General features: G+C 64.1%; 24 protein-coding genes. 13 read left to right on the plus strand and 11 right to left on the minus strand.

Annotated features, from left to right (window positions below; all coding sequences use genetic code 11):
- Positions 1 to 33: 33 nt before the first annotated feature.
- Positions 34 to 1,071 (minus strand): PAS domain-containing sensor histidine kinase, encoded by a 1,038-nt coding sequence (locus GRX03_RS04395; RefSeq protein WP_159762941.1) that lies wholly within the window; start codon positions 1,069 to 1,071, stop codon positions 34 to 36.
- Between the two features lie 229 nt (positions 1,072 to 1,300).
- On the opposite strand from GRX03_RS04395, the gene GRX03_RS04400 reads away from it, so the two are divergent.
- Entirely contained in the window at positions 1,301 to 2,209 is a 909-nt protein-coding gene (locus GRX03_RS04400) for a haloalkane dehalogenase (protein ID WP_159762942.1), read from the plus strand.
- A gap of 62 nt (positions 2,210 to 2,271) precedes the next feature.
- Positions 2,272 to 3,324 carry a M42 family metallopeptidase gene (locus GRX03_RS04405; protein ID WP_159762943.1) on the plus strand — a complete coding sequence of 351 codons (1,053 nt, stop codon included), beginning with the start codon at positions 2,272 to 2,274 and terminating at the stop codon, positions 3,322 to 3,324.
- 14 nt (positions 3,325 to 3,338) lie between these two features.
- Here the strand turns inward: GRX03_RS04405 and GRX03_RS04410 are convergent, their stop codons facing one another.
- The 3 genes from GRX03_RS04410 to GRX03_RS04420 form a co-directional block, all read right to left on the minus strand.
- Positions 3,339 to 4,496, minus strand: a complete 1,158-nt coding sequence (locus GRX03_RS04410) for a multicopper oxidase domain-containing protein (protein WP_159762944.1) — start codon at positions 4,494 to 4,496, stop codon at positions 3,339 to 3,341.
- Between the two features lie 186 nt (positions 4,497 to 4,682).
- Complete coding sequence (locus GRX03_RS04415; protein ID WP_159762945.1) at positions 4,683 to 5,171, minus strand: cupin domain-containing protein; 489 nt, start codon at positions 5,169 to 5,171, stop codon at positions 4,683 to 4,685.
- 115 nt (positions 5,172 to 5,286) lie between these two features.
- Positions 5,287 to 5,820, minus strand: coding sequence for an inorganic diphosphatase (locus GRX03_RS04420; RefSeq protein WP_159762946.1), 534 nt, complete (start codon positions 5,818 to 5,820; stop codon positions 5,287 to 5,289).
- A 219-nt stretch (positions 5,821 to 6,039) separates the two neighbouring features.
- Here GRX03_RS04420 and GRX03_RS04425 point away from each other — a divergent pair, with 219 nt between their 5' ends.
- Positions 6,040 to 6,399 (plus strand): PadR family transcriptional regulator, encoded by a 360-nt coding sequence (locus GRX03_RS04425; protein ID WP_159762947.1) that lies wholly within the window; start codon positions 6,040 to 6,042, stop codon positions 6,397 to 6,399.
- On the opposite strand, the gene GRX03_RS04430 is transcribed toward GRX03_RS04425, so the two are convergent.
- Complete coding sequence (locus tag GRX03_RS04430) at positions 6,383 to 6,988, minus strand: DUF7108 family protein (RefSeq protein WP_233739778.1); 606 nt, start codon at positions 6,986 to 6,988, stop codon at positions 6,383 to 6,385. The genes GRX03_RS04425 and GRX03_RS04430 overlap by 17 nt on opposite strands.
- Positions 6,981 to 7,574 carry a ribonuclease HI gene (gene rnhA, locus GRX03_RS04435; protein WP_159762948.1) on the minus strand — a complete coding sequence of 198 codons (594 nt, stop codon included), beginning with the start codon at positions 7,572 to 7,574 and terminating at the stop codon, positions 6,981 to 6,983. Before rnhA ends, GRX03_RS04430 begins: the two co-directional genes overlap by 8 nt.
- Before the next feature lie 159 nt (positions 7,575 to 7,733).
- Here rnhA and GRX03_RS04440 point away from each other — a divergent pair, with 159 nt between their 5' ends.
- Both GRX03_RS04440 and nreA read left to right on the plus strand, forming a co-directional pair.
- Positions 7,734 to 8,699: a transcription initiation factor IIB gene (locus GRX03_RS04440; RefSeq protein ID WP_159762949.1), complete on the plus strand. Its 966-nt coding sequence runs from the start codon at positions 7,734 to 7,736 to the stop codon at positions 8,697 to 8,699.
- A gap of 154 nt (positions 8,700 to 8,853) precedes the next feature.
- Complete coding sequence (gene nreA / locus GRX03_RS04445) at positions 8,854 to 10,110, plus strand: DNA repair protein NreA (protein ID WP_159762950.1); 1,257 nt, start codon at positions 8,854 to 8,856, stop codon at positions 10,108 to 10,110.
- 69 nt (positions 10,111 to 10,179) lie between these two features.
- On the opposite strand, the gene GRX03_RS04450 is transcribed toward nreA, so the two are convergent.
- Both GRX03_RS04450 and GRX03_RS04455 read right to left on the minus strand, forming a co-directional pair.
- Complete coding sequence (locus GRX03_RS04450; protein WP_159762951.1) at positions 10,180 to 11,439, minus strand: DNA double-strand break repair nuclease NurA; 1,260 nt, start codon at positions 11,437 to 11,439, stop codon at positions 10,180 to 10,182.
- A 33-nt stretch (positions 11,440 to 11,472) separates the two neighbouring features.
- Positions 11,473 to 12,072: a DUF7547 family protein gene (locus GRX03_RS04455; protein WP_159762952.1), complete on the minus strand. Its 600-nt coding sequence runs from the start codon at positions 12,070 to 12,072 to the stop codon at positions 11,473 to 11,475.
- A 127-nt stretch (positions 12,073 to 12,199) separates the two neighbouring features.
- On the opposite strand from GRX03_RS04455, the gene GRX03_RS04460 reads away from it, so the two are divergent.
- On the plus strand, positions 12,200 to 12,364 hold the full coding sequence (locus GRX03_RS04460; RefSeq protein WP_159762953.1) for a hypothetical protein: 165 nt from the start codon (positions 12,200 to 12,202) through the stop codon (positions 12,362 to 12,364).
- A gap of 161 nt (positions 12,365 to 12,525) precedes the next feature.
- Here GRX03_RS04460 and dpsA read toward each other — a convergent pair whose 3' ends face one another.
- Positions 12,526 to 13,071 (minus strand): DNA starvation/stationary phase protection protein DpsA, encoded by a 546-nt coding sequence (dpsA, locus tag GRX03_RS04465; RefSeq protein WP_159762954.1) that lies wholly within the window; start codon positions 13,069 to 13,071, stop codon positions 12,526 to 12,528.
- A 220-nt stretch (positions 13,072 to 13,291) separates the two neighbouring features.
- On the opposite strand from dpsA, the gene GRX03_RS04470 reads away from it, so the two are divergent.
- The 3 genes from GRX03_RS04470 (at position 13,292) to GRX03_RS04480 (ending at position 15,922) form a co-directional block, all read left to right on the plus strand.
- On the plus strand, positions 13,292 to 13,612 hold the full coding sequence (locus GRX03_RS04470) for a thiamine-binding protein (RefSeq protein ID WP_159762955.1): 321 nt from the start codon (positions 13,292 to 13,294) through the stop codon (positions 13,610 to 13,612).
- A 46-nt stretch (positions 13,613 to 13,658) separates the two neighbouring features.
- On the plus strand, positions 13,659 to 14,606 hold the full coding sequence (locus tag GRX03_RS04475; protein WP_159763196.1) for a DMT family transporter: 948 nt from the start codon (positions 13,659 to 13,661) through the stop codon (positions 14,604 to 14,606).
- 65 nt (positions 14,607 to 14,671) lie between these two features.
- The gene (locus GRX03_RS04480; RefSeq protein WP_159762956.1) at positions 14,672 to 15,922 is read left to right on the plus strand and encodes a methyl-accepting chemotaxis protein; all 1,251 of its coding nucleotides are present in this window, start codon (positions 14,672 to 14,674) and stop codon (positions 15,920 to 15,922) included.
- Between the two features lie 4 nt (positions 15,923 to 15,926).
- Here GRX03_RS04480 and GRX03_RS04485 read toward each other — a convergent pair whose 3' ends face one another.
- Positions 15,927 to 16,172, minus strand: a complete 246-nt coding sequence (locus GRX03_RS04485; RefSeq protein ID WP_368277967.1) for a glutathione S-transferase N-terminal domain-containing protein — start codon at positions 16,170 to 16,172, stop codon at positions 15,927 to 15,929.
- A gap of 116 nt (positions 16,173 to 16,288) precedes the next feature.
- Here GRX03_RS04485 and GRX03_RS16495 point away from each other — a divergent pair, with 116 nt between their 5' ends.
- Both GRX03_RS16495 and GRX03_RS04490 read left to right on the plus strand, forming a co-directional pair.
- Positions 16,289 to 16,426, plus strand: a complete 138-nt coding sequence (locus GRX03_RS16495) for a hypothetical protein (RefSeq protein ID WP_201289171.1) — start codon at positions 16,289 to 16,291, stop codon at positions 16,424 to 16,426.
- A 41-nt stretch (positions 16,427 to 16,467) separates the two neighbouring features.
- Positions 16,468 to 16,638 (plus strand): hypothetical protein, encoded by a 171-nt coding sequence (locus GRX03_RS04490; protein ID WP_159762957.1) that lies wholly within the window; start codon positions 16,468 to 16,470, stop codon positions 16,636 to 16,638.
- A 6-nt stretch (positions 16,639 to 16,644) separates the two neighbouring features.
- Here GRX03_RS04490 and GRX03_RS04495 read toward each other — a convergent pair whose 3' ends face one another.
- Positions 16,645 to 16,926, minus strand: a complete 282-nt coding sequence (locus tag GRX03_RS04495; RefSeq protein ID WP_159762958.1) for a DUF7111 family protein — start codon at positions 16,924 to 16,926, stop codon at positions 16,645 to 16,647.
- Between the two features lie 90 nt (positions 16,927 to 17,016).
- Between GRX03_RS04495 and GRX03_RS04500 the strand changes: the two genes are divergently transcribed.
- Positions 17,017 to 17,712 (plus strand): hypothetical protein, encoded by a 696-nt coding sequence (locus tag GRX03_RS04500; protein WP_159762959.1) that lies wholly within the window; start codon positions 17,017 to 17,019, stop codon positions 17,710 to 17,712.
- Positions 17,709 to 17,987, plus strand: coding sequence for a PadR family transcriptional regulator (locus GRX03_RS04505; protein WP_159762960.1), 279 nt, complete (start codon positions 17,709 to 17,711; stop codon positions 17,985 to 17,987). The genes GRX03_RS04500 and GRX03_RS04505 overlap by 4 nt, the downstream gene beginning before the upstream one ends.
- Positions 17,988 to 18,008 lie beyond the last annotated feature (21 nt).

Below are 18,008 nucleotides of genomic sequence, written 5' to 3' on the forward strand. Positions count from 1 at the left end.
TTGACTCTTTTCGTCGGCCCCGACCGAACCCGCTTACGCCGACGACGGCTCCGGTTCCGGCGGCAGGTAGATGTGGACGACGTTCCCGTCGTCCCGGCGCTCGAACTCGATTTCGCCGCCGAGTGATTCGATGCACCACTTCATCACGAACAGCCCCACGCCGGTACCGTGTGTGGTGCTCGTCACCTCGGCGAACTCCCCGAGCGCCTCGATTTCCATCTCGGGAATCTGCGGGTTCCGATCCGCGATCCGAATTTCGACGCGGCCGGTGTTGGGCGAGGGGCCGATCGAGATCTCGACGCGGGGGGAGTCGTCCCCGTGGACGACTGCATTCTCGACTGCGTGTCCGAGCGCGTGCTCGAACGCCTCGTCGACCCGAATCCACATCTGCCGGCGACGCTCGACGGTGATCTCGGCCTCTGGATACGCTTCCGACAGATCTGTGACTACGGCCTCGACGGCGGCGCTCGCTTCGACTGTCGACCGGTCCGACTCCGAACGCGTCGTCGCGCGCTGGATCTGCTTGACCTCCGAGGCGATGTCACCGAGTTCGACCGCGGTCGACTCGATCACCGCCGCGGACCGACGGATCTCCGCACACTCGGTCGTCGACCGGATAGTCCCCGCGTGTCCGGCGATGACCGACGTTTCGTTGCGGAGGTTGTGTCGCAGGATGCGCCAGAACAGCGTCTCCCGCCGACTGGCGGTGTAGTAGTCCGTGATGTCGCGCATCTCCGCGAGCACCGTCTCCCCGTCCGTCCGCTGTGAGAGATTCACGCGAACCCAGATCAGCGTCCCGTCGGCGCGTTTGATCCGCCACTTGAACTGCTGTGGCTCTCCGGCCGCCGCCGCTCGTAGCCGCTCCTCGAAATCCGGTTCGGCGAACGCGCCCGTGTTGGCCGTGTACCGGTCGACAGAAAGTGTTCTGAGGCGATCCACGGAGTACCCGAGGATCGACTCGAACCGCTCGTTCGCGTCCATCACCGTCGCCTCGGACGGATCGTACAGCGCGATTCCGGTCTGCAACGCGTCGTACTCCGCTGACAACCCGGACCCCTCTTCGAGAGACATATGAGCATACGCGTCTATCGAAACTGTGCGTAATTGCTTTGCTAAGACCAGTACGTAACGCTCTCTGTCGCCCTGACGGCTCAATAGCCGTCCCGAGACCTCACGAGCCGCAGTCCCCCCGTGTCGAAGCCGTTGGCCAGTGTTTTACAGTAGCCCGCGTTTACTTTCCCGCGGTAAGATATCGTTCAGTATCCCAAACAATTTAAAGATTGCCCGTGACGTAGCCGCTATGGGCCTGGTAACCACACCCGAAGAGCGGTTCGAGGACGTGCCGGACTACGACTATCCCTACGAGCGCGTGCCGGTGACGGACGACGGCGCGAAGATGGCCTACGTCGATGTCGAACCGACGGGAGAGGACGCCGACGAGACGTTTCTGCTGTTGCACGGGGAGCCGTCGTGGGGGTTTCTCTACCGGAAGATGATCCCCACGCTGGCCGAGCGCGGGCGGGTGGTCGTTCCGGATCTGCTCGGTCTCGGCCGGTCGGATAAGTACACCGACACCGACGAGTACAGTTTCCACCTGCACTACGACTCGCTGGAGACGCTGTTGTTCGACGAACTGGATCTCGAGGAGATCACGCTGGTCTGTCAGGACTGGGGCGGCATTCTCGGCCTGGCGCTTGCGGGACACAACCCCGACCGGTTCGCCCGACTCGTGCCGATGAACACCGGCGTCCCGGACGGGACACAGCGGATGAGCGAGGACTGGCACGAGTTCGCGGACTTCGTCGAGCGCGTCGACGAACTCCCGATCGGGATGCTCATCCAGAACGCGACCGCGACGGAACTCTCCGAGGAGGTCATCGCGGCCTACGAAGCGCCCTTCCACACCGAGGAGTCCAAGGCCGGTGCCCGCATCTTCCCGCGGTTGATTCCGACCTCTCCCGACGACCCCGGAGCGGATCACATGGCCGCCGCGAAGGAGCGACTCTCCGAGTGGGAGAAACCCGCATTCGTCCTCTTTTCGGACTCCGATCCGATCACCGGCAACGCTCGTGATCCGATCCGTGATCTGATTCCGACAGCCAGCGACCAGCCCGATATCTGGATCGAAGACGCCATGCACTTCCTGCAGGAGGACGCGGGCGAGGAGATTGCCGAGGAGGTCGTCGACTTCGTCGACCGCACGTCCTGAGACCGCTCTGTTCTCCGAGACGTTCGGACACGCTCTTGGGACTGGCGTGAGTACCGACAGCTATGTCACCGTCGTTCGACACCGAGTTGTTGAAAGAACTGACAGAAACCAGCGGCGTTCCCGGCTACGAGGACCGGATTCGCGAGGTCGTCCGCCGGGAACTCGAACCCGAAGTCGACCGAATCCGGACCGACAGCATGGGCAACGTCGTCGGCACTATCGAGGGCGACTCCGACACCGAGGTCGTCGTCGCCGCACACATGGACGAGATCGGGTTCATGGTCCGTCACGTCACCGAAGACGGCTTCGTCCAGGTCGACGCCCTCGGCGGGTGGGACGCGCGCGTCCTCAAGGCCCAGCGGGTCACCGTCCACACGGACGAGGGCGACCTCACCGGCCTGATCGGGTCGCCGCCGCCGCACACTCTCGACGAGGACCAACTCGACGCCGACCCGGAGGTCGAGGACGTGTACATCGATCTGGGGCTGGACGGCGAGACCGCACGGGAACGGGTCTCTCGCGGTGATCTCGTTACGCTCGAACAGTCGACGGAGTTGGTCGGGGAGACGGTCACCGGGAAAGCACTCGACGACCGCGTCTGTCTGTTCGCGATCCTCGAAGCCGCCCGACGGATCGACGACCCCGAGGTGACGATCCACTTCGCCGCGACCGTCCAGGAGGAGGTCGGCATCCGCGGCGCGCAGGCGCTGGGCTTCGATCTGGACGTGGACCTCGCCATCGCGCTGGACGTGACCGTCGCCAACGACGTGCCCGGGTTCGAGCCCGGCGACCACGTCACCGAACTCGGGGACGGCACGGCGATCAAACTCAAGGATTCGAGTGTCATCACGAACCCCAAGGTCAACGACCGGCTCCGGGAAGTGGCCGAGGAGGAGGGGATCGACTACCAGATCGAAGTGCTCCCCGCGGGCGGGACCGACACCGCAGGGTTCCAGCGGTTCGGCGGTGCCGCTCCGGTCGGCGCGCTCTCGATTCCGACGCGGTATCTCCACACCGTCACCGAGAGCGCCCACGTCGACGATATCGAGGCGACGATCGATCTGCTCGCGGCCGTGCTCGAAACCGAACGTGCGGAGCAATCCTATCGGCTGTAAGCACCTCGCCGGAATTAGACTTCGTAACCGGCGTACTCCATCAGATTGGCGAAGATATCCGTGTCCATCGCGCTCTCGTAGACGATTCCGCCGAGCATACCGCCGGGGTAGGTCTGGCCGTTCATCACGTGGTTGACCTTGTGGCAGTGCATCAGGTAGATTCCGGGGTCGACCGTCGCGTCGAACTCGATAGTCTTCCGACCGCCGGGCACGATGTTCGCCACGTCCTGCTCGTGGACGGCGGCGTCGGGGATCTGTGCGCCGTCCTTTTCGATGACCCGGAAGCGGTGGTTGTGGATGTGCATCGGGTGGCTCATGTAGCCCGCGTTGACCAGGTGGACCCGGACGGTCTCGCCCTGTTTGACGATGATCGGCGAACCCTGTTCGGGGTGAAGCGTCCGCGGGGCGGATTTGCCGTTTATCGTGAACACGTCGGGCCGGCGGTTCCGCGGGTCGTAACTGACGTCCTCGCCGGCGAACTGACGGGGGAGCCGCGAGTCCCAGTCCCGAAGCGTCATGAAGTACTCCTTGTCGGCCGGCTCGTACCCCTTGGGATCGACCCGCAGGATCCCGTACATTCCCATCTCCATGTGTCGGTGCGTCTGGTAGTGACAGTGGTAGAGATGGGTGCCGGGCACGTTCGCCGGAATCTCGTAGGTGTGTTTCTCGCCGGGCTGGACCGTGATGCCGGTGGTGGTCGGGACGCCGTCGTTCTCCCAGGTCTTCGTGACTCCGTGGAAGTGCAGCGTATGCGGCATCTGTCCGTCGGTGAGATCCAGCGTCACCTCCATGTCCTCGCCTTCGGTCGTTCGCAGGATCGGACCGGGCACGCTCGGCTTTCCGCCGTCGGCACTGAACGCCCAGACCTGCGGGAGTTCGACGGGTCCACCCATCGAGTCCAGCGGATGGACGTCGTGTCTGGCTGGCTGTGACTGGATCGTCACCTGGTTGCCCTGCTCGTCGACGTTGACGACCTCCGGCGGAGCCGTCGTCGGGAGATCTGTCTGGCTCGCCGACTCCGTGGTCGGAGTCTGCGACTGGGGAGTCCCCTGGCCGTCGTTGCTTTCGAGAGACGTGCAGCCTGCGATTCCGAGGATACCTGCGGTACCGGTTGCCTTGACGAAATCACGTCGCGACAACCCATCTCCGGGGGCGCCAATTGGGTTCGACATTACAGTCGGTCGTATGTATCCCCATGATAAAACGGGCTCCCGCGTTCCCAACACCCGAGAACGATTCCAACCCGTTTGGGAACCGCCCGACCGGGCCGCCATCCCAGCCCGTCCGACTGCTGGCTCATCCGGTCAGGTCGGTGGCGGGCAAGCGTGTGCTGATCCCAGCGCGGCCGCCGAGTCGGTTCACATCGAGAAGGTGTTGCCACACTCCGTGCAGGTGAACTCGAACCGGCCCTCGGCGTTGATCGTCGTGCCGTGCGGGAGTTCCTCCTCGCATTCCTGGCAGTGGATCATCGATTCGAGTTCCTCCCAGTCGTGCTGTGGAGCGGGCGCGCCGAGCGCCCAGCCGACGACCTCGTTGCCGTCCTCCTCGACGGCGTAGCCGGTCTGGAACTCGCCGGGTGCGAACCGGATCACCTCGCCCGCCTCGACGGTGACGTTCTCGCGCTCTTTGCCGACCTCGAACTCCGCGGTCCCGGACTCGATGTAGAAGACCTCCTCCTGGTCGTGGTGGGTGTGGAGTCCGCCGGAGAAGGAGTCCCCCGGACTCAACTCGAAGTAGTTCATCGCGAAGTGTTCGGTCCCGAGTTCGTCCGACACCGGCCGGCGAACGTCGTGGACCTGCAACGGGTTTACCTCGTTCCGAACGTCATCGATCGTGACTTTCTCCATACCGGACCCCTCTGAGCGAACCGTGTTAACGCTACCGACTCCCCGGCACCGAGTAACGGTACACCCGTGCTCCCGCTCGGTCCGCTCGAAAAAATCGGCGGTGCCCCCCGTCCGATCAGCCGAAGTGTTCCTCGTAGAGGTCCTGTGCGTGTTCGATCGCGTCCATCGCGGCCTGCTTGTCCTCCCAGCCGAGCGTCTCGACTTCCTTGCCCTCTTCGAGGTTCTTGTAGGTCGCGAAGAACTCGTCGATCTCGTCGAGGGTCTGCTGTGGGATGTCTCCGAGATCCTCGATGTGGTCGTATCGCGGGTCTTCGGTCGGGACCGCGATGACCTTGTCGTCCTGCTCGCCGTCGTCGTCCATCTTCATCAGCGCGACCGGGCGGGCCTCGATGACACAGCCCGGGAACGTCTGGTCCTCGACGAGAACGAGCACGTCGAAGGGATCCTCGTCGTCGTAATAGGACTGCGGAATGAAGCCGTAGTCCGACGGGTAGTGGACGTTCGAGTGCAACACGCGGTCCAGCATCACGCCGGGGATGTCCTTGTCGTATTCGTACTTGTTGCGCTCGCCTTTGAGACACTCGACGACTGCGTAGATCTCTTCTGGCGGGTTCGGTCCGGTCTCTAGATCTTCCCAGAGGTTTGCCATCATTATCGTATCTGATTTTTTGGCCAAAAACTACTTTCGGTCTATCTTCCTAGCGGCGAACCAGGCACGCAGTCCGGAACGGTACGCTCTCCCCCAGGGAGAAATATGTATGCATTGCGGTAGTTACACCGGCGTAACTACCCCCGTGTCCCGGTTATTTCGTGACAACGATAGGATGGATTGGCAAGCGTTAAGTAGATAGATGACATTCGACCAAGTATGTCAGAGGCACAAGCAGTTCCTGACACACCAGGCATCGCACGAGAACTTACAGCGTTCCAGCAGAATATCCTTACTATTTTGGCCGAGGAGCCTCGGTACGGACTCGCCATCAAACGGGAGCTGGAGACCTACTACGACTCCGAGGTAAACCACGGACGACTCTACCCCAACCTCGACGAACTCGTAGAGATGGGCCTCGTCGAGAAGAGCGAACTCGACAAACGAACGAACCAGTACGCGCTGACCGACGACGGCTACCAGGCCGTTCTCGATCAGCTCGACTGGACGTTCGGGAAGATCATCACCAACGAGGACCGCAAAGCCGACGTCGAATCGCTCATCAACGACGCTGAGTAAGCTCGACGACGAGTTCGACCGACTCCTCGACGACCGCTTTCTGGTCGTCGGTCGGCCACACGTTTCGCGGATAGTACTCCTCGACGAACTCCTCCAGTTCCGACTCCGTCGCCTGATCGATCCGTTTCGCGTAGTGGTTGCTCATAAACTCCGCGAGCGCCTCGGCATTTCCGCCGTGTGCGCTCCCGTGTTCGCGTTCGACCTCCTCGGCGATGGCCATGTTGTGTTCCCAGACCTCCTCCCAGTCGTCGGGGTCGCCCGGCCCGGAGAGCGGACGCTCGATTCCGCGCTCGATGTCGTCGATCCGCTCCGGGTAGACGGTCCCGTCTTCGACCCACTCCTCCGGGTGGACCACGAGCACGTCGTGCTCCTCCTCTCGAACGCGGGCCGTGTAGTCGTGCTCGGCGAGCAGTTCCGCGCGGGCCTCACGGTAGGCCTCGGCCTCGTTGTCGTCGACGGTCTCCCGCGCCAGCCGCGTCAGCCGCTCGGCCTCGTCGACGACCTCCGGCGGGAGGGGTGTCTCTTCGTCGTCTGTGTCGGTCTCGTCGGCCCGTGCCGGCTGATCGACGCCGTCGTGTTCGTTAGCCATCCTCGAACGCCTCGTTTGCCAGTTTGTCCGCTCGTTCGTTTATGTCCCGCGGTACGTGCGAGAGCGACCAGTCCTCGAATTCGCTCAACAGCTCTCGCACCCGAACCCGATACTCCCGCAGATCGGGATCGTTGGTGTCGTACTCTCCGCGGACCTGCTTGACGATCAGTTCCGAATCCCCCCGGACCTCGACCTCCTCGAAGCCGTACTCTGCGGCCAGCGTCAGCGCCTTGAGCAACGCCTCGTACTCGGCGGCGTTGTTCGTCATCCGGCCGACCCGCTCGCCGCCCTCGGTGACGATTCCGCCGTCGGTGACGATCACCCAGCCGATGGCCGCCTCGCCGGGGTTGCCCCGGCAGGCCCCATCGAAGTAGACGTGTGCCCGGCCGCCCTCGCCCTCGAGTAGCGCCTGCAGTCGGGCGGGGTCGCTGCCCTGGATGACGACCTTGTCGTCGTAGGCGACGGCCGTTGCTCCCTCGTAACTCGCGCGCCAGCGCTCGTGATCGGTGTTGCCCGGCGATATCTCGACACCTGCCGATTCGAGTCGCTCGCGGGCCTGCTCGACGTCGCAGTTCAGTACCGGCATCTACTCTCATGGAGAGGTCCCGAGGGGATTATCCGTTTCGGCTCCGTCGTTTCGGCACTACCGAGCGAATCGATATCGAAACGTAATTGTGACCGTGTGATGGCCACAAAATTCTTACCAAGGGTTTAAGTTTGACTATCTTACTACTATAAAAATGCGATGACACGGTCTAGCCGCCAGCGGGAGCGCGAGCGCGAGTCTACAACTAACAAGGAAACAGAAGAGGGGGTGCGCGAATGTTCGGAGTGTGGGTCAGAGAACCTGATCAAAAGCTCCGACCGGGGTGAACTCATCTGTGACGACTGCGGTCTGGTCGTCGAAGAGGGGAACATCGACCCCGGTCCGGAGTGGCGCGCGTTCAACCACCAGGAACGCCAGGAGAAGTCGCGCGTCGGCGCGCCGACGACCCAGACGATGCACGACAAGGGGCTGACCACCACCATCGACTGGAAGGACAAAGACGCCTACGGGCGATCGATCTCCTCGAAGAAGCGAAGCCAGATGCACCGCCTTCGCAAGTGGCAGGAGCGCATCCGGACCAAGGACGCGGGCGAACGCAACCTGCAGTTCGCCCTCTCCGAAATCGACCGAATGGCGAGCGCACTGGGCGTCCCGCGTTCGGTACGGGAGGTCGCATCCGTGATCTACCGCCGGGCGCTGAAGGAGGATCTCATCCGCGGTCGCTCCATCGAGGGCGTCGCCACGAGTGCGCTGTATGCCGCCTGCCGAAAGGAGGGGATCCCCCGAAGTCTCGAAGAGATTTCGGAGGTCTCCCGCGTCGAGCGCAAAGAGATCGGCCGAACCTACCGGTACATCTCCCAAGAACTCGGCTTGGAGATGGAGCCGGTCGATCCAAAGAAGTACGTTCCTCGCTTCTGCTCGGAGCTCGAGCTCTCAGAAGAGGTACAGACGAAAGCAAACGAGATCATCGAGACGACCGCCGAGAAAGGGCTGCTCTCCGGCAAGTCCCCGACCGGCTACGCCGCAGCGGCCATCTACGCCGCATCACTGCTCTGCAACGAGAAGAAGACACAGCGCGAGGTCGCAGACGTCGCGCAGGTAACCGAAGTGACGATCCGCAACCGGTACCAGGAGCAGATCGAAGCGATGGGGATCCACAGCTAACGTTTTTATCCGATGGCCGGGCCAGCGCGCGGTATGCGCTGAAACCTGCCCCGGCGCGGTTCGCGGCCGTGTGACCGGCCGCGTCGGGGACCGTTCGGTCACCTGCTCTCCCGAGAGTCACATTGATACCCGGCTGTCTCCAACAGACACGTAGATGCGCCTCGAGGAGTTCATCGAGGATTTCGAGCGTGACGAAGCGGCCGACCGCCGCCGTCTCGCCCGGGAGAAATCCTACGAGATCACCGACCATCTCGACGATGTCGAACAGCAGTTCGAGCGCGTCGTCCAGGGGGACTCGCTGTTCGGCTCGACGGCCCCGGAGATATTCGTCGGCCGCTCGAACTACCCGGACGTCTCGACCGGTCTGCTCTCGCCGATGGACCGAGAGGCCGACGCCGCCCAGTTCGCCACCAGCGGCGAGTGGTACCAGCAGGGATTGGGTGTCGAGGAGGTTCTCCAGCGCCGGACCGGCCTGCTCAACTCGACGCGCTCGGCGCAGGTCAACGTCCGCGACGTCTGGGACGGCTTCGTCGGCGTCCAGCGCGAGGTCGCGATCGCCGACCAACCGGTCGACGTGGAACTCGGCCTGGACGGCTCGCCGGAGATCGACCTCTCTCTGGACGACATCTCGACGCCGACTGGACCGCGGGCGCGCGCCACGGACGCGACCCTCGCGGAGAACCCGTCCGTCCCCCGCGCCGTCGAGAAGACGCTGGAGGACGACGACTGGCAGGCCGAGGGCGCGATGACCTACCTCTACCGCCGCGGGTTCGACGTGTACGAGATCAACACGATTCTCTCCGCCGGCGCGCTCGGCCGGGGACGGAATCGACGGCTCGTGCCGACGCGGTGGTCGATCACCGCCGTCGACGATACGGTCGGTCAGTATCTCCGCGGGTCGATCCGCAACGCCCCGAGTATCGACGAGGTACAGGTCTGGTACAACGAGTACATGGCAAACGACTACTGGATCATCCTCGCGCCGGGCAACTGGGAGTTCGAGCTGGTCGAGTTGAAAGCGCCGGGGAGTATCTGGAACCCCGACGGGGGCGGCGAGTACTACATGGCCGCCGACAGCGAGGGCTACACGGGGCGAGACAGCTACGTCGACGAGACCTCCGGCGCGTACTACGCCTCCCGTCTCGCGGTGCTCGAACGTCTCGCCGATATCGACCGCCAGGCGACGTGTCTCGTGATCCGTCACGCAAGCGACGGTTACTGGGCGCCGGTCGGGGTCTGGCAGATCCGCGAGGGGATTCGCCACGCGTTCGAGGAAGGCCAGCCTGCGGTGGCGGAGACCTTCCACGACGCCGTCCGCGGCCTCGCGGGTGAACTGCCCGTCTCCCTCGGTGCGCTTCGCCGCAAGTCCGAACTCGTCACCGGAGTCCAGTCACAGTTGGCGGATTTCTGAGCGGCCCGTCGATAGTCGCGAACTCGACGGCACATGACCGCTACGCGCCACGATAGTCCCCACCGAGACTTATAGGTCCAGTCGCTCGGCCGGCCCCCACCGCTTGTCGTTGTAATCGGTCTGCTGGCCGGTCTCGAACGTGTGCTCGATACGCCGCCGGATCGTCTCCTTTCCCTGCCGGTCGATGCGGGCCAGTTCGTCGGCCTTCCCGACCGAAAGCGGCGGCCCTCGCTCCCGTGCGACCGCGCCGAGAAACTGCGTCGTGAGCTCTGCTCGGAGCTGTTCGTCCCGGGTGAACGCGTACGGCGCCTCGGCCCGGTAGATCAGATCGTCACGGGGGTCGTAGATGACGAAAAACGTGACCTCGTAGTCGTCATCGTCGAGCGTCCGTTCCTTGTCGAGTTCGATTCGTCCGTCTGCGAGCACGCCGTCGGTGCCGACGCGGGACCGGAACCAGCCGGTGAACGTCAGCGCGTCCGTCTGCGGATCGCCGTTCTCGTCGGGCCGTTCGAGCACCCGGCGGAAAAGCGCCTGGTCGTTGACCCACGGTGCTCCTGTCTTCCGGCGGAGTTCACGCGTGATCGCCTTCGACGCGCTGTTTTTGACGAACCCGACGAGCGGGGTCTCTCGCTGGACGAAGGTCTCGACCAGTTCGAGGTAGTTCGCGATCACGTCGGTGAACTCTTCCCGTTCGATGATGAGCCGTTCGAGTTCCGGGTCGCGTTCGACCCACTTCAGCAGACCCGTCGGATAGATCGGTCCGTCGAGAACGAGCAGGTCGTCGACCACTTCGCTCTGTTCGAGCGCGTGTTCACTCTCGGCGAGGTACAGCGCCAGCGCGTGCACGACGACCTGCTCGTGACGGTCGACACGCGGCGCGCGGAGGATCCGCCGCCGCGCGTACCCCTCGTCGACCATTCGCCAGTCCGTCTCCTCGAAGGCCGCTGCCGTGTCGTTGGTGTGGACCGTCATCACGATAGTTCGGGCGCGGTGTAGGTCCACGTCCGAAGGGACCGCGGCCATCGCGGCCTGAGAAACGTCGATCACCAGTCCGTTCTTGAACGTCGTCGGGTTGATCGTCCCCGCGTCGAGGCCGTGTTGGGTGGGAAACGGCGGTTCTTCGAGCGCCACGTCGGCAATCGGCACCTTCCGTTTGCCGTGCTCGTCGAGCGGTTCGAGCACGACGGACCCGTCGGCGTCGTACAGCGGATCGAGAAACTCCGAGAAGGCGCGCTCGGCGAGTTCGGTCTGGTCGGTGTCGTCGACGGCCGTCTTCACCCGGCTTGCGAGGTCGGCGATGCCGTCCACGTGGACCGGATCGAGTGTCATGGCTGCCGTTGTGCGGCCGCGAATAAAAAGCTATCAGGGCGGTTCCCCGGAGTCGTCCCCGGGCGGCGTATCGTCCGCGTTCTCGTCGGCCCCATCGTCGAGGTTGTCTTTCAGCGTCTGTAGCTCGGTGTCTACGTCGATGGCCACGGGATCGGACGGCGCCTCGCGGTCGGTCGGCTGTTGTGCCTCGTCCACCGTCCGCTCGGTATCGAGTTGCTGGCTGATCTGGCTCTGTAGCTGGCGGGCCTCGTCGATCAGTTGGCCTACCTCCTCGTCGGCGCTACCCTCTTCCAGGGAGGACTGGACCGTCGCCAGCGTCTGGTCCAACCGCGACAGCGCCTCGCTCCCCAGTTGCTCCGCACGGTCCTGAATGTCCTCGCGAGTGCCCCGTCGTTCCCGTGGCTCTCGGCCCTCGGCGAGTCTGATCGCCCGTCGGAGCAGTTTCAGCGCGCGGATGTTCGTCTCCAAAACGAGGATGACGCTCGGAATTGCGACCTCGCTGGTGAACCGCGAGAGCTGTCGTCGCCTCGACCCCCGGCGGCGGTCGCTGTCGAGTTCGCGACGCAACACCTGCAACTCCCGCGTCAGGTCCCGCAGCAGCCGTGTCACGTCCGGATCCTGAGAATCGCTCATACGACGTGCTACGGCTGGCCCGTACAAAAGGCCTCCCCGCAGTTGCTCGTATATATACGTTCCCCCGAATCCAACGCTTTAGGCAAGCCAAAACCCTTATAGTTTTAGGGTCACCTAACTCCTGTTGATGAAAGCCACCGACTACGAGCTGGAGGACGAGCGGTCCCCAGAACTCTGTGTCGACTGCGACGTGACCGCCCACACGAGCTGTCCCGACCGGGTCGTCTTCACCGAACAAGGCAACACCGACGGCTGGATCTCGACCGACTACACCGTCGAGTTACCCCGATAGTTTTGTCCGTAGCCTCGTTCGACCGACCCGCCCAGCTCTGGTTCTCCTCGCAGTAGCGCGGCAGACGCTGCATACTCGTCTCTCTCCGATCAGCGCCGAGAGGAAGAGAATTTTCGCAGTGATCCGTCAGCTACGAATCCGTGGGTCGAGGCTGCACCCAGTTAGTTCATCGTCTCCTCGGTGACCAGCGTGTCGTCGCCGAGGTAGTGCTCGAGGTGGTGAGCGTCCTCCTCGACGTCGACGAGGATCTGTCGGAGAATCTCCGCAGTTGCGTGGTCACCGAGGTTCGTCGCGAGTTCGACGTGGTCTCGCAGCGACTCGATGATGTCGCCGTAGATTTCGAGGTCGTGCGCGAGAGAGGTGCGGATGTCGTAGATGTCGTCGTCCTCCGGCTCGACCGGCGAGTGCTCCTGAAGTTGACCGAGGCCGGCGACCGGCGTTCCGCCCAGGGCCTGCGCGCGCTCGGCGATCTCGTCGGCGGCCTCCTCGGCGCGCTCGGCGGCCTCACCGAGGAAGATGTGGAGGTCGCGGAACTCCGCGCCCTCGACGTTCCAGTGGTGTTTCCGGAGCTGGTGGTACAGCGTGAACGTCGCCGCGAGGTCCGTGTTCAGTGCGTCGATGATCTGCTCGGATTTCTCCGTGTCGAGTCGCAGGTCGTTTTCTTCGACAGTACCGAATTCTCGCATCGCTTCCTTCTGGGTGCTCATACAGGACGTACTTCGACCGCCAAGGGTATAAATCTACCTGTTTAGAAAATATATTTTGGTGTACCAAAACCTATTATTCTAATCCACAGATTTCCTTTTCGATATCCGGTATTCCTTTGGGAGCTAACAGCTGTTCAGAGCGACGCTCTCCCCCCGGAAACTGGCCTCCCTTCCGGGATCGAGCGGGGCAGTTTAGTGGGTGTCGATCGTACCCGCGTGTATGACCGCAACCGCGTTTCTGAGCGTCTCGCCGAAAGTCGACGGGAGCATGGCGCCCGAAATCGCGAAGGCCGTCGACGCCCTGGAGGAGTTCGACGTCGAGTACGAGACGACGCCGATGGGGACGATTCTGGAAGCACCGGAGGTGGACGACCTGTTCGCGGCCGCAGCGGCCGCACACGACGCCGTCGACGCCGACCGCGTGGGAACGTTCCTCAAAATCGACGACAAGCGGACCGTCGAAGAGGCCGCCGAGCGGAAAGTCCAGAAGGTCGAGGAGCATCTCGGCCGAGACGCCACGAGCGAGGGTCGAAACCGCTAAGAGCCGCTGTCCCCACTGCTCAGCCGTGTCGACGCCGTCGAAGCGGATGCGCCGTCTCTGCGCCGCCGTGGCCGCCGTGCGGGCGGGCAACGGCCTCGCCCCAGTCGCGGGGCTGGCGGTCTCGATCTGTGCGATCAGCACCGGCGCGATTCTCGTTCGGCTGAGTTCGGCCCCCTCCTCGGTCGCCGCGATGTACCGCGTCCTGTTCACCACCCTTCCGCTGTTGCCGGTCGCAGCACTCCGGTACCGCGAGCAGTTTCGCGCCATGGACCGCCGCGATCTGCTGTTCGCCTGTGCCTCCGGTCTCGCGCTCGCGGTTCACTTCGCGTCGTGGTTCGAGAGTCTGGCGTGGACCAGCGTCGCGGCGAGTGTGACACTCGTCCAGTCACAACCGCTGTTCGTCGCCGTCGGTGCCTGGGCACTGCTCTCCGAGCGGGTCAGTAGACGCGTCGCCGCCGGGATTCTCGTTGCCGTCGCCGGCATCGTCACGATGTCGCTGAGTGATCTCGTCGGCGGCGTCGTCGGCGCGAACCCGTTGCTCGGAAACGCGCTCGCGTTGCTCGGGGCTGTCATGGCGGCCGGATACGTCCTCGCCGGTCGCTCGCTGCGCCAGCGGATGGCCCTGATCCCGTACGTCGTGGTCGTCTACTCGGTCTGCACCGTCGGCCTGTTCGCGCTCGTCGTCTCTCAGGGCCACGCGCTCGGCGGGTATCCCCGCGGGGAGTGGCTCGTGTTCGCCGGCCTCGCACTCGGCCCCGGACTGTTCGGCCACACGGTGATCAACTGGGCGCTGGGTCATCTCGAATCCAGCGTCGTCTCCGTCTCCCTGCTCGGCGAACCGATCGGCGCGACCCTACTCGCGGCACTGCTGCTCGGGGAGACCCCGTCGATGTTGACCGTTCTCGGTGGCGCGGTCGTCCTCGCGGGCATCGTCACGACCGCGACCGCGCGGGACCGCCAATCGGCCGACGGTCCGAGCGACGCCGCCTCCTGACGGTCGGTAATCCCGGCCTACAGAGAGCCGAATCGTTATGCCTGCCGCGCGCGAACACGGAGACAATGAGTACCCCCGGAAACGAGATCGGAGCCGACGAACTGTCGACGTTCGAGACGGATCCCGACACGCTCAGGATCGCCGCGGAGACGCTTCTCCCGGCCTCGCGGACAGAGACGGAAGCGTTCGTCACGGAGCAACTGGCCGACCAGTCCGAGGCGCTGCGCACCTGTACGACGGAGTATTTCACGAACACGCTCCCGAACGGCGACCCGGCCTACGAGAAACTCACGGATCTCGTCGCGGACAGAGATGTCGACCCCGGCGATCTGTTCAACGCGATTTCGACCGTCCAGGCGGCGCTCCTGTCGGGGGCGTACGACCTCACAGAAGAACCCACGGACGGGGCCGAGGCCGCGCTGGGTCGGGTCGTCACGACTGATACGGCCGCGCTGTCGACCCGTCTGGACGGCGGGGCCCGACAGCTCAGCACCGCCAAGGCCCGCGAGTCCGTCGAGGAACTCATCGACCGTGCGACCGAGATCGAGGAGAGCTCCTTCGAGATCGAGACACTCGTCGAGCAACAGGCGGACAACACCGACAACATCGCGGGCGAGGTCAACGATATCAACGCCGCCACCGAGGAGATCGCGGCGACGGCTCAGGAGGTCAACGAGCAGTCAAACAGCGCGCAGGATCTCACACAGGAGGGCTACGAGCGCGCCGAGGAGATGACCGAGCGGATGGAGCGGATCAACGACAACGCCGCACAGGTCCGCGAACAGGTCGACTCCCTGCAGGACCGGACTGACGAGATCGACGAGATCGTCGACGTGATCAACGATATTGCAGACCAGACGAACATGCTCGCGCTGAACGCCTCCATCGAGGCGGCCCGAGCGGGCGGGGACAGCGAAGGCTTCGCCGTCGTCGCCGACGAGGTGAAAAACCTCGCGGAGGAGAGCAAGACACAGGCCGGCGAGATCGAGGAGCTAGTCGACAGCATCCAGGCCGGGACCGAGCAGGCGGCGGCGGAACTGGACGAACTCGAAGGCGAAACCAGCGAGGGCTACGAGGCGAGCAAACGCGCCTTGGAGACGTTTAGCGACATCGAGGAACTGGTGACGAACGTCTCGACGGCGCTCGAAGAGGTCAAGACGGCGACCGAAGAGCAGTCCGAGAGCGCGGAGGAGTTGGCGATGATGATCGACGAGGCCTCTCGGAAGGCCTCCCGGATCTCCGAGGAACTCTCACAGATCGCACAGGCCAACGAGACCCAGCGCTCGGATCTCAAAACCTTCGCCCAGTCGCTGTAGCTTTTCAGCTGTACTGCCGGTCGAGGTAGGCGACGATGTCGCTGCTGTCCGCGAGAAACTCCTCGTCCATGTTCTCGTCGAACAGCACCGGGACCCCCGTCTGACCGGTCCGCTGTTCGACCTCGGTGCGGTCCCCGTGTGCGTCGGGGACGACCGTCTCCTCGTACTCCAGGTCGAGTTCGTGGAGTTTGTCTCTGACTTTCTGTGAGTACGGACACTGTTCTCTGTCGTAGAGCTCGATTGTCGGCACGTCCGGGGATTGTCCGCGGGCCGGGATAACCGTTCGCCGGATTGTATCAGCAGCGCAAGACCGCCAACGCGGCCACGGTTCCACAGAGTTAAGTGATGACCTTTCTGAGAACAGGTATGGAACTCCCGAACGAATTCACCCATCCCGCGTTCTTCACCGGCGTCGGCGCGATCATCGGATACGGACTGATCCTCGCCGTCCTGACGGCGGTCGTCTTCGGCCTCCCGTATCTCGTCTTCTCGCTGTTCCTGTAAGCGGTCGCTGGCTTTTTGCTGACGGCTGGCCTCGATACGGTATGGCCGAGCAGCGCTACGTCTACACGACGCACGCGACGGAAGCCCGCGGACGGAAGATGGGCAACATCGAGTCGGTGATCAACGAGTACGCAAGCGAGGGCTGGCGGCTCAGCGAGACCCTCGAACGCGACGGGACGACCATCGGGATGGTCTTCGAGCGCGAGGTCTGACCCTGTTTACATTCCCATATCGTCCGCGGCCTCGGGTACCGGCAGGTCGTGCGGTGAGACGCCGAGTAACTCGCCGGCGTGATCCAGCGCCATGTCGAAGCCGTAGTACCGTTCGAGTTCGTCCCCGTCGGGGCCGTCGCGCACCTTGAGCATCGCGTAGCCCTCGATATTCTGTGCGACGACGGCCTCCGATCCGTCTCGCCGGAACACGAGCAGTCGCTCGGTCTCGGTCTCGCGGTACTCTGCAGTCACGCTCCCTGCCTCTGCCGTGGTCGCGTCCTCACTCATACCCCACTGTTGGCTTGCCGATACCTTTGTGTGTCGGTTCCGGCCGTCGCTCCGACACGTTTTTTGCGGGGTCACGCGGTACTGTTCGGCATGCGCGCACTCCGGAGCTGTGATTTCTGCGGTGACCAGGCCGCCGGGACCTTCGAGATCGTCCCCGACGAACTCGACCCGACCGAAGCCGAGCGACGCCGGACCGTCCTCTGTGAGTCCTGCAAGGACCGCCTCCAGACGCTGATCGAACCCCTCATCGAGCACGCGACGGCCGGTCGAGCGGACCGGACCGCCCGCGCCGGGACCGGGGACGTGAGCGACCCTGTCGAAGCCGACGAGCCAGTAGCCCCAGCCGACGAATCCACCGAGACCGACACGTCGCCCCCGAGTGACGGCGACGAGGACGGACTCATCGGTGCGGACTCCGAGGGCACCCTCTTGGGTGACTCCGGGACGACGGAGGGTGACTCCGCCGGGTCCCGGCCGTCAGCGTCCGACTCCAGCGGCCCTCAGTCGCCGGACGCCGAGCAACCAGACGGCCCCGCCGACGGCGAGGACTCCGACGACGGTTCGTCGGTCGACGCACAGTCCGGGGACGACCAGAGTCCGCCCGACAACTACGGGAAGGTGCTCCGACTGCTGCGCAACCGCGAGTTCCCGATGAGCCGCGAGGAGGTCGTCACCATCGCGACCAGCGCCTATCAACTCGACGCCCGAAACGTCCAGGAGATCATCGACGAGTCGATCGAACGCGGGGAGTTCGTCGAGGCGAACGGGCAACTCGAACAGCGATGACGCAGTTTCTCCAGAGCGGGCGACGGCGGGACATCTGCGCACTGCTGGCCGGCGAGTCGATGCAGGCTCAGGCGCTGAAATCCAGGCTCGAATCGACCTACGATACCCGCATCGACCCGCAGTCGTTCTACGGGGCGCTCGATGCCCTCGAAGACCAGGGGTTCGTCGAGACGCGAACCGAGGGGATCCACGACGTGTACGAACTGACCGACGCGGGCGCTGCACGGCTGAACGAGCACGTCGACTGGCTGCTGTCGGAGACCGGACGGGCGTAGCCGCCGGTATGTGAGATAGTC

It is taken from the genome of Halovenus carboxidivorans (genome assembly GCF_009831575.1).
GTDB lineage: Archaea > Halobacteriota > Halobacteria > Halobacteriales > Haloarculaceae > Halovenus > Halovenus carboxidivorans.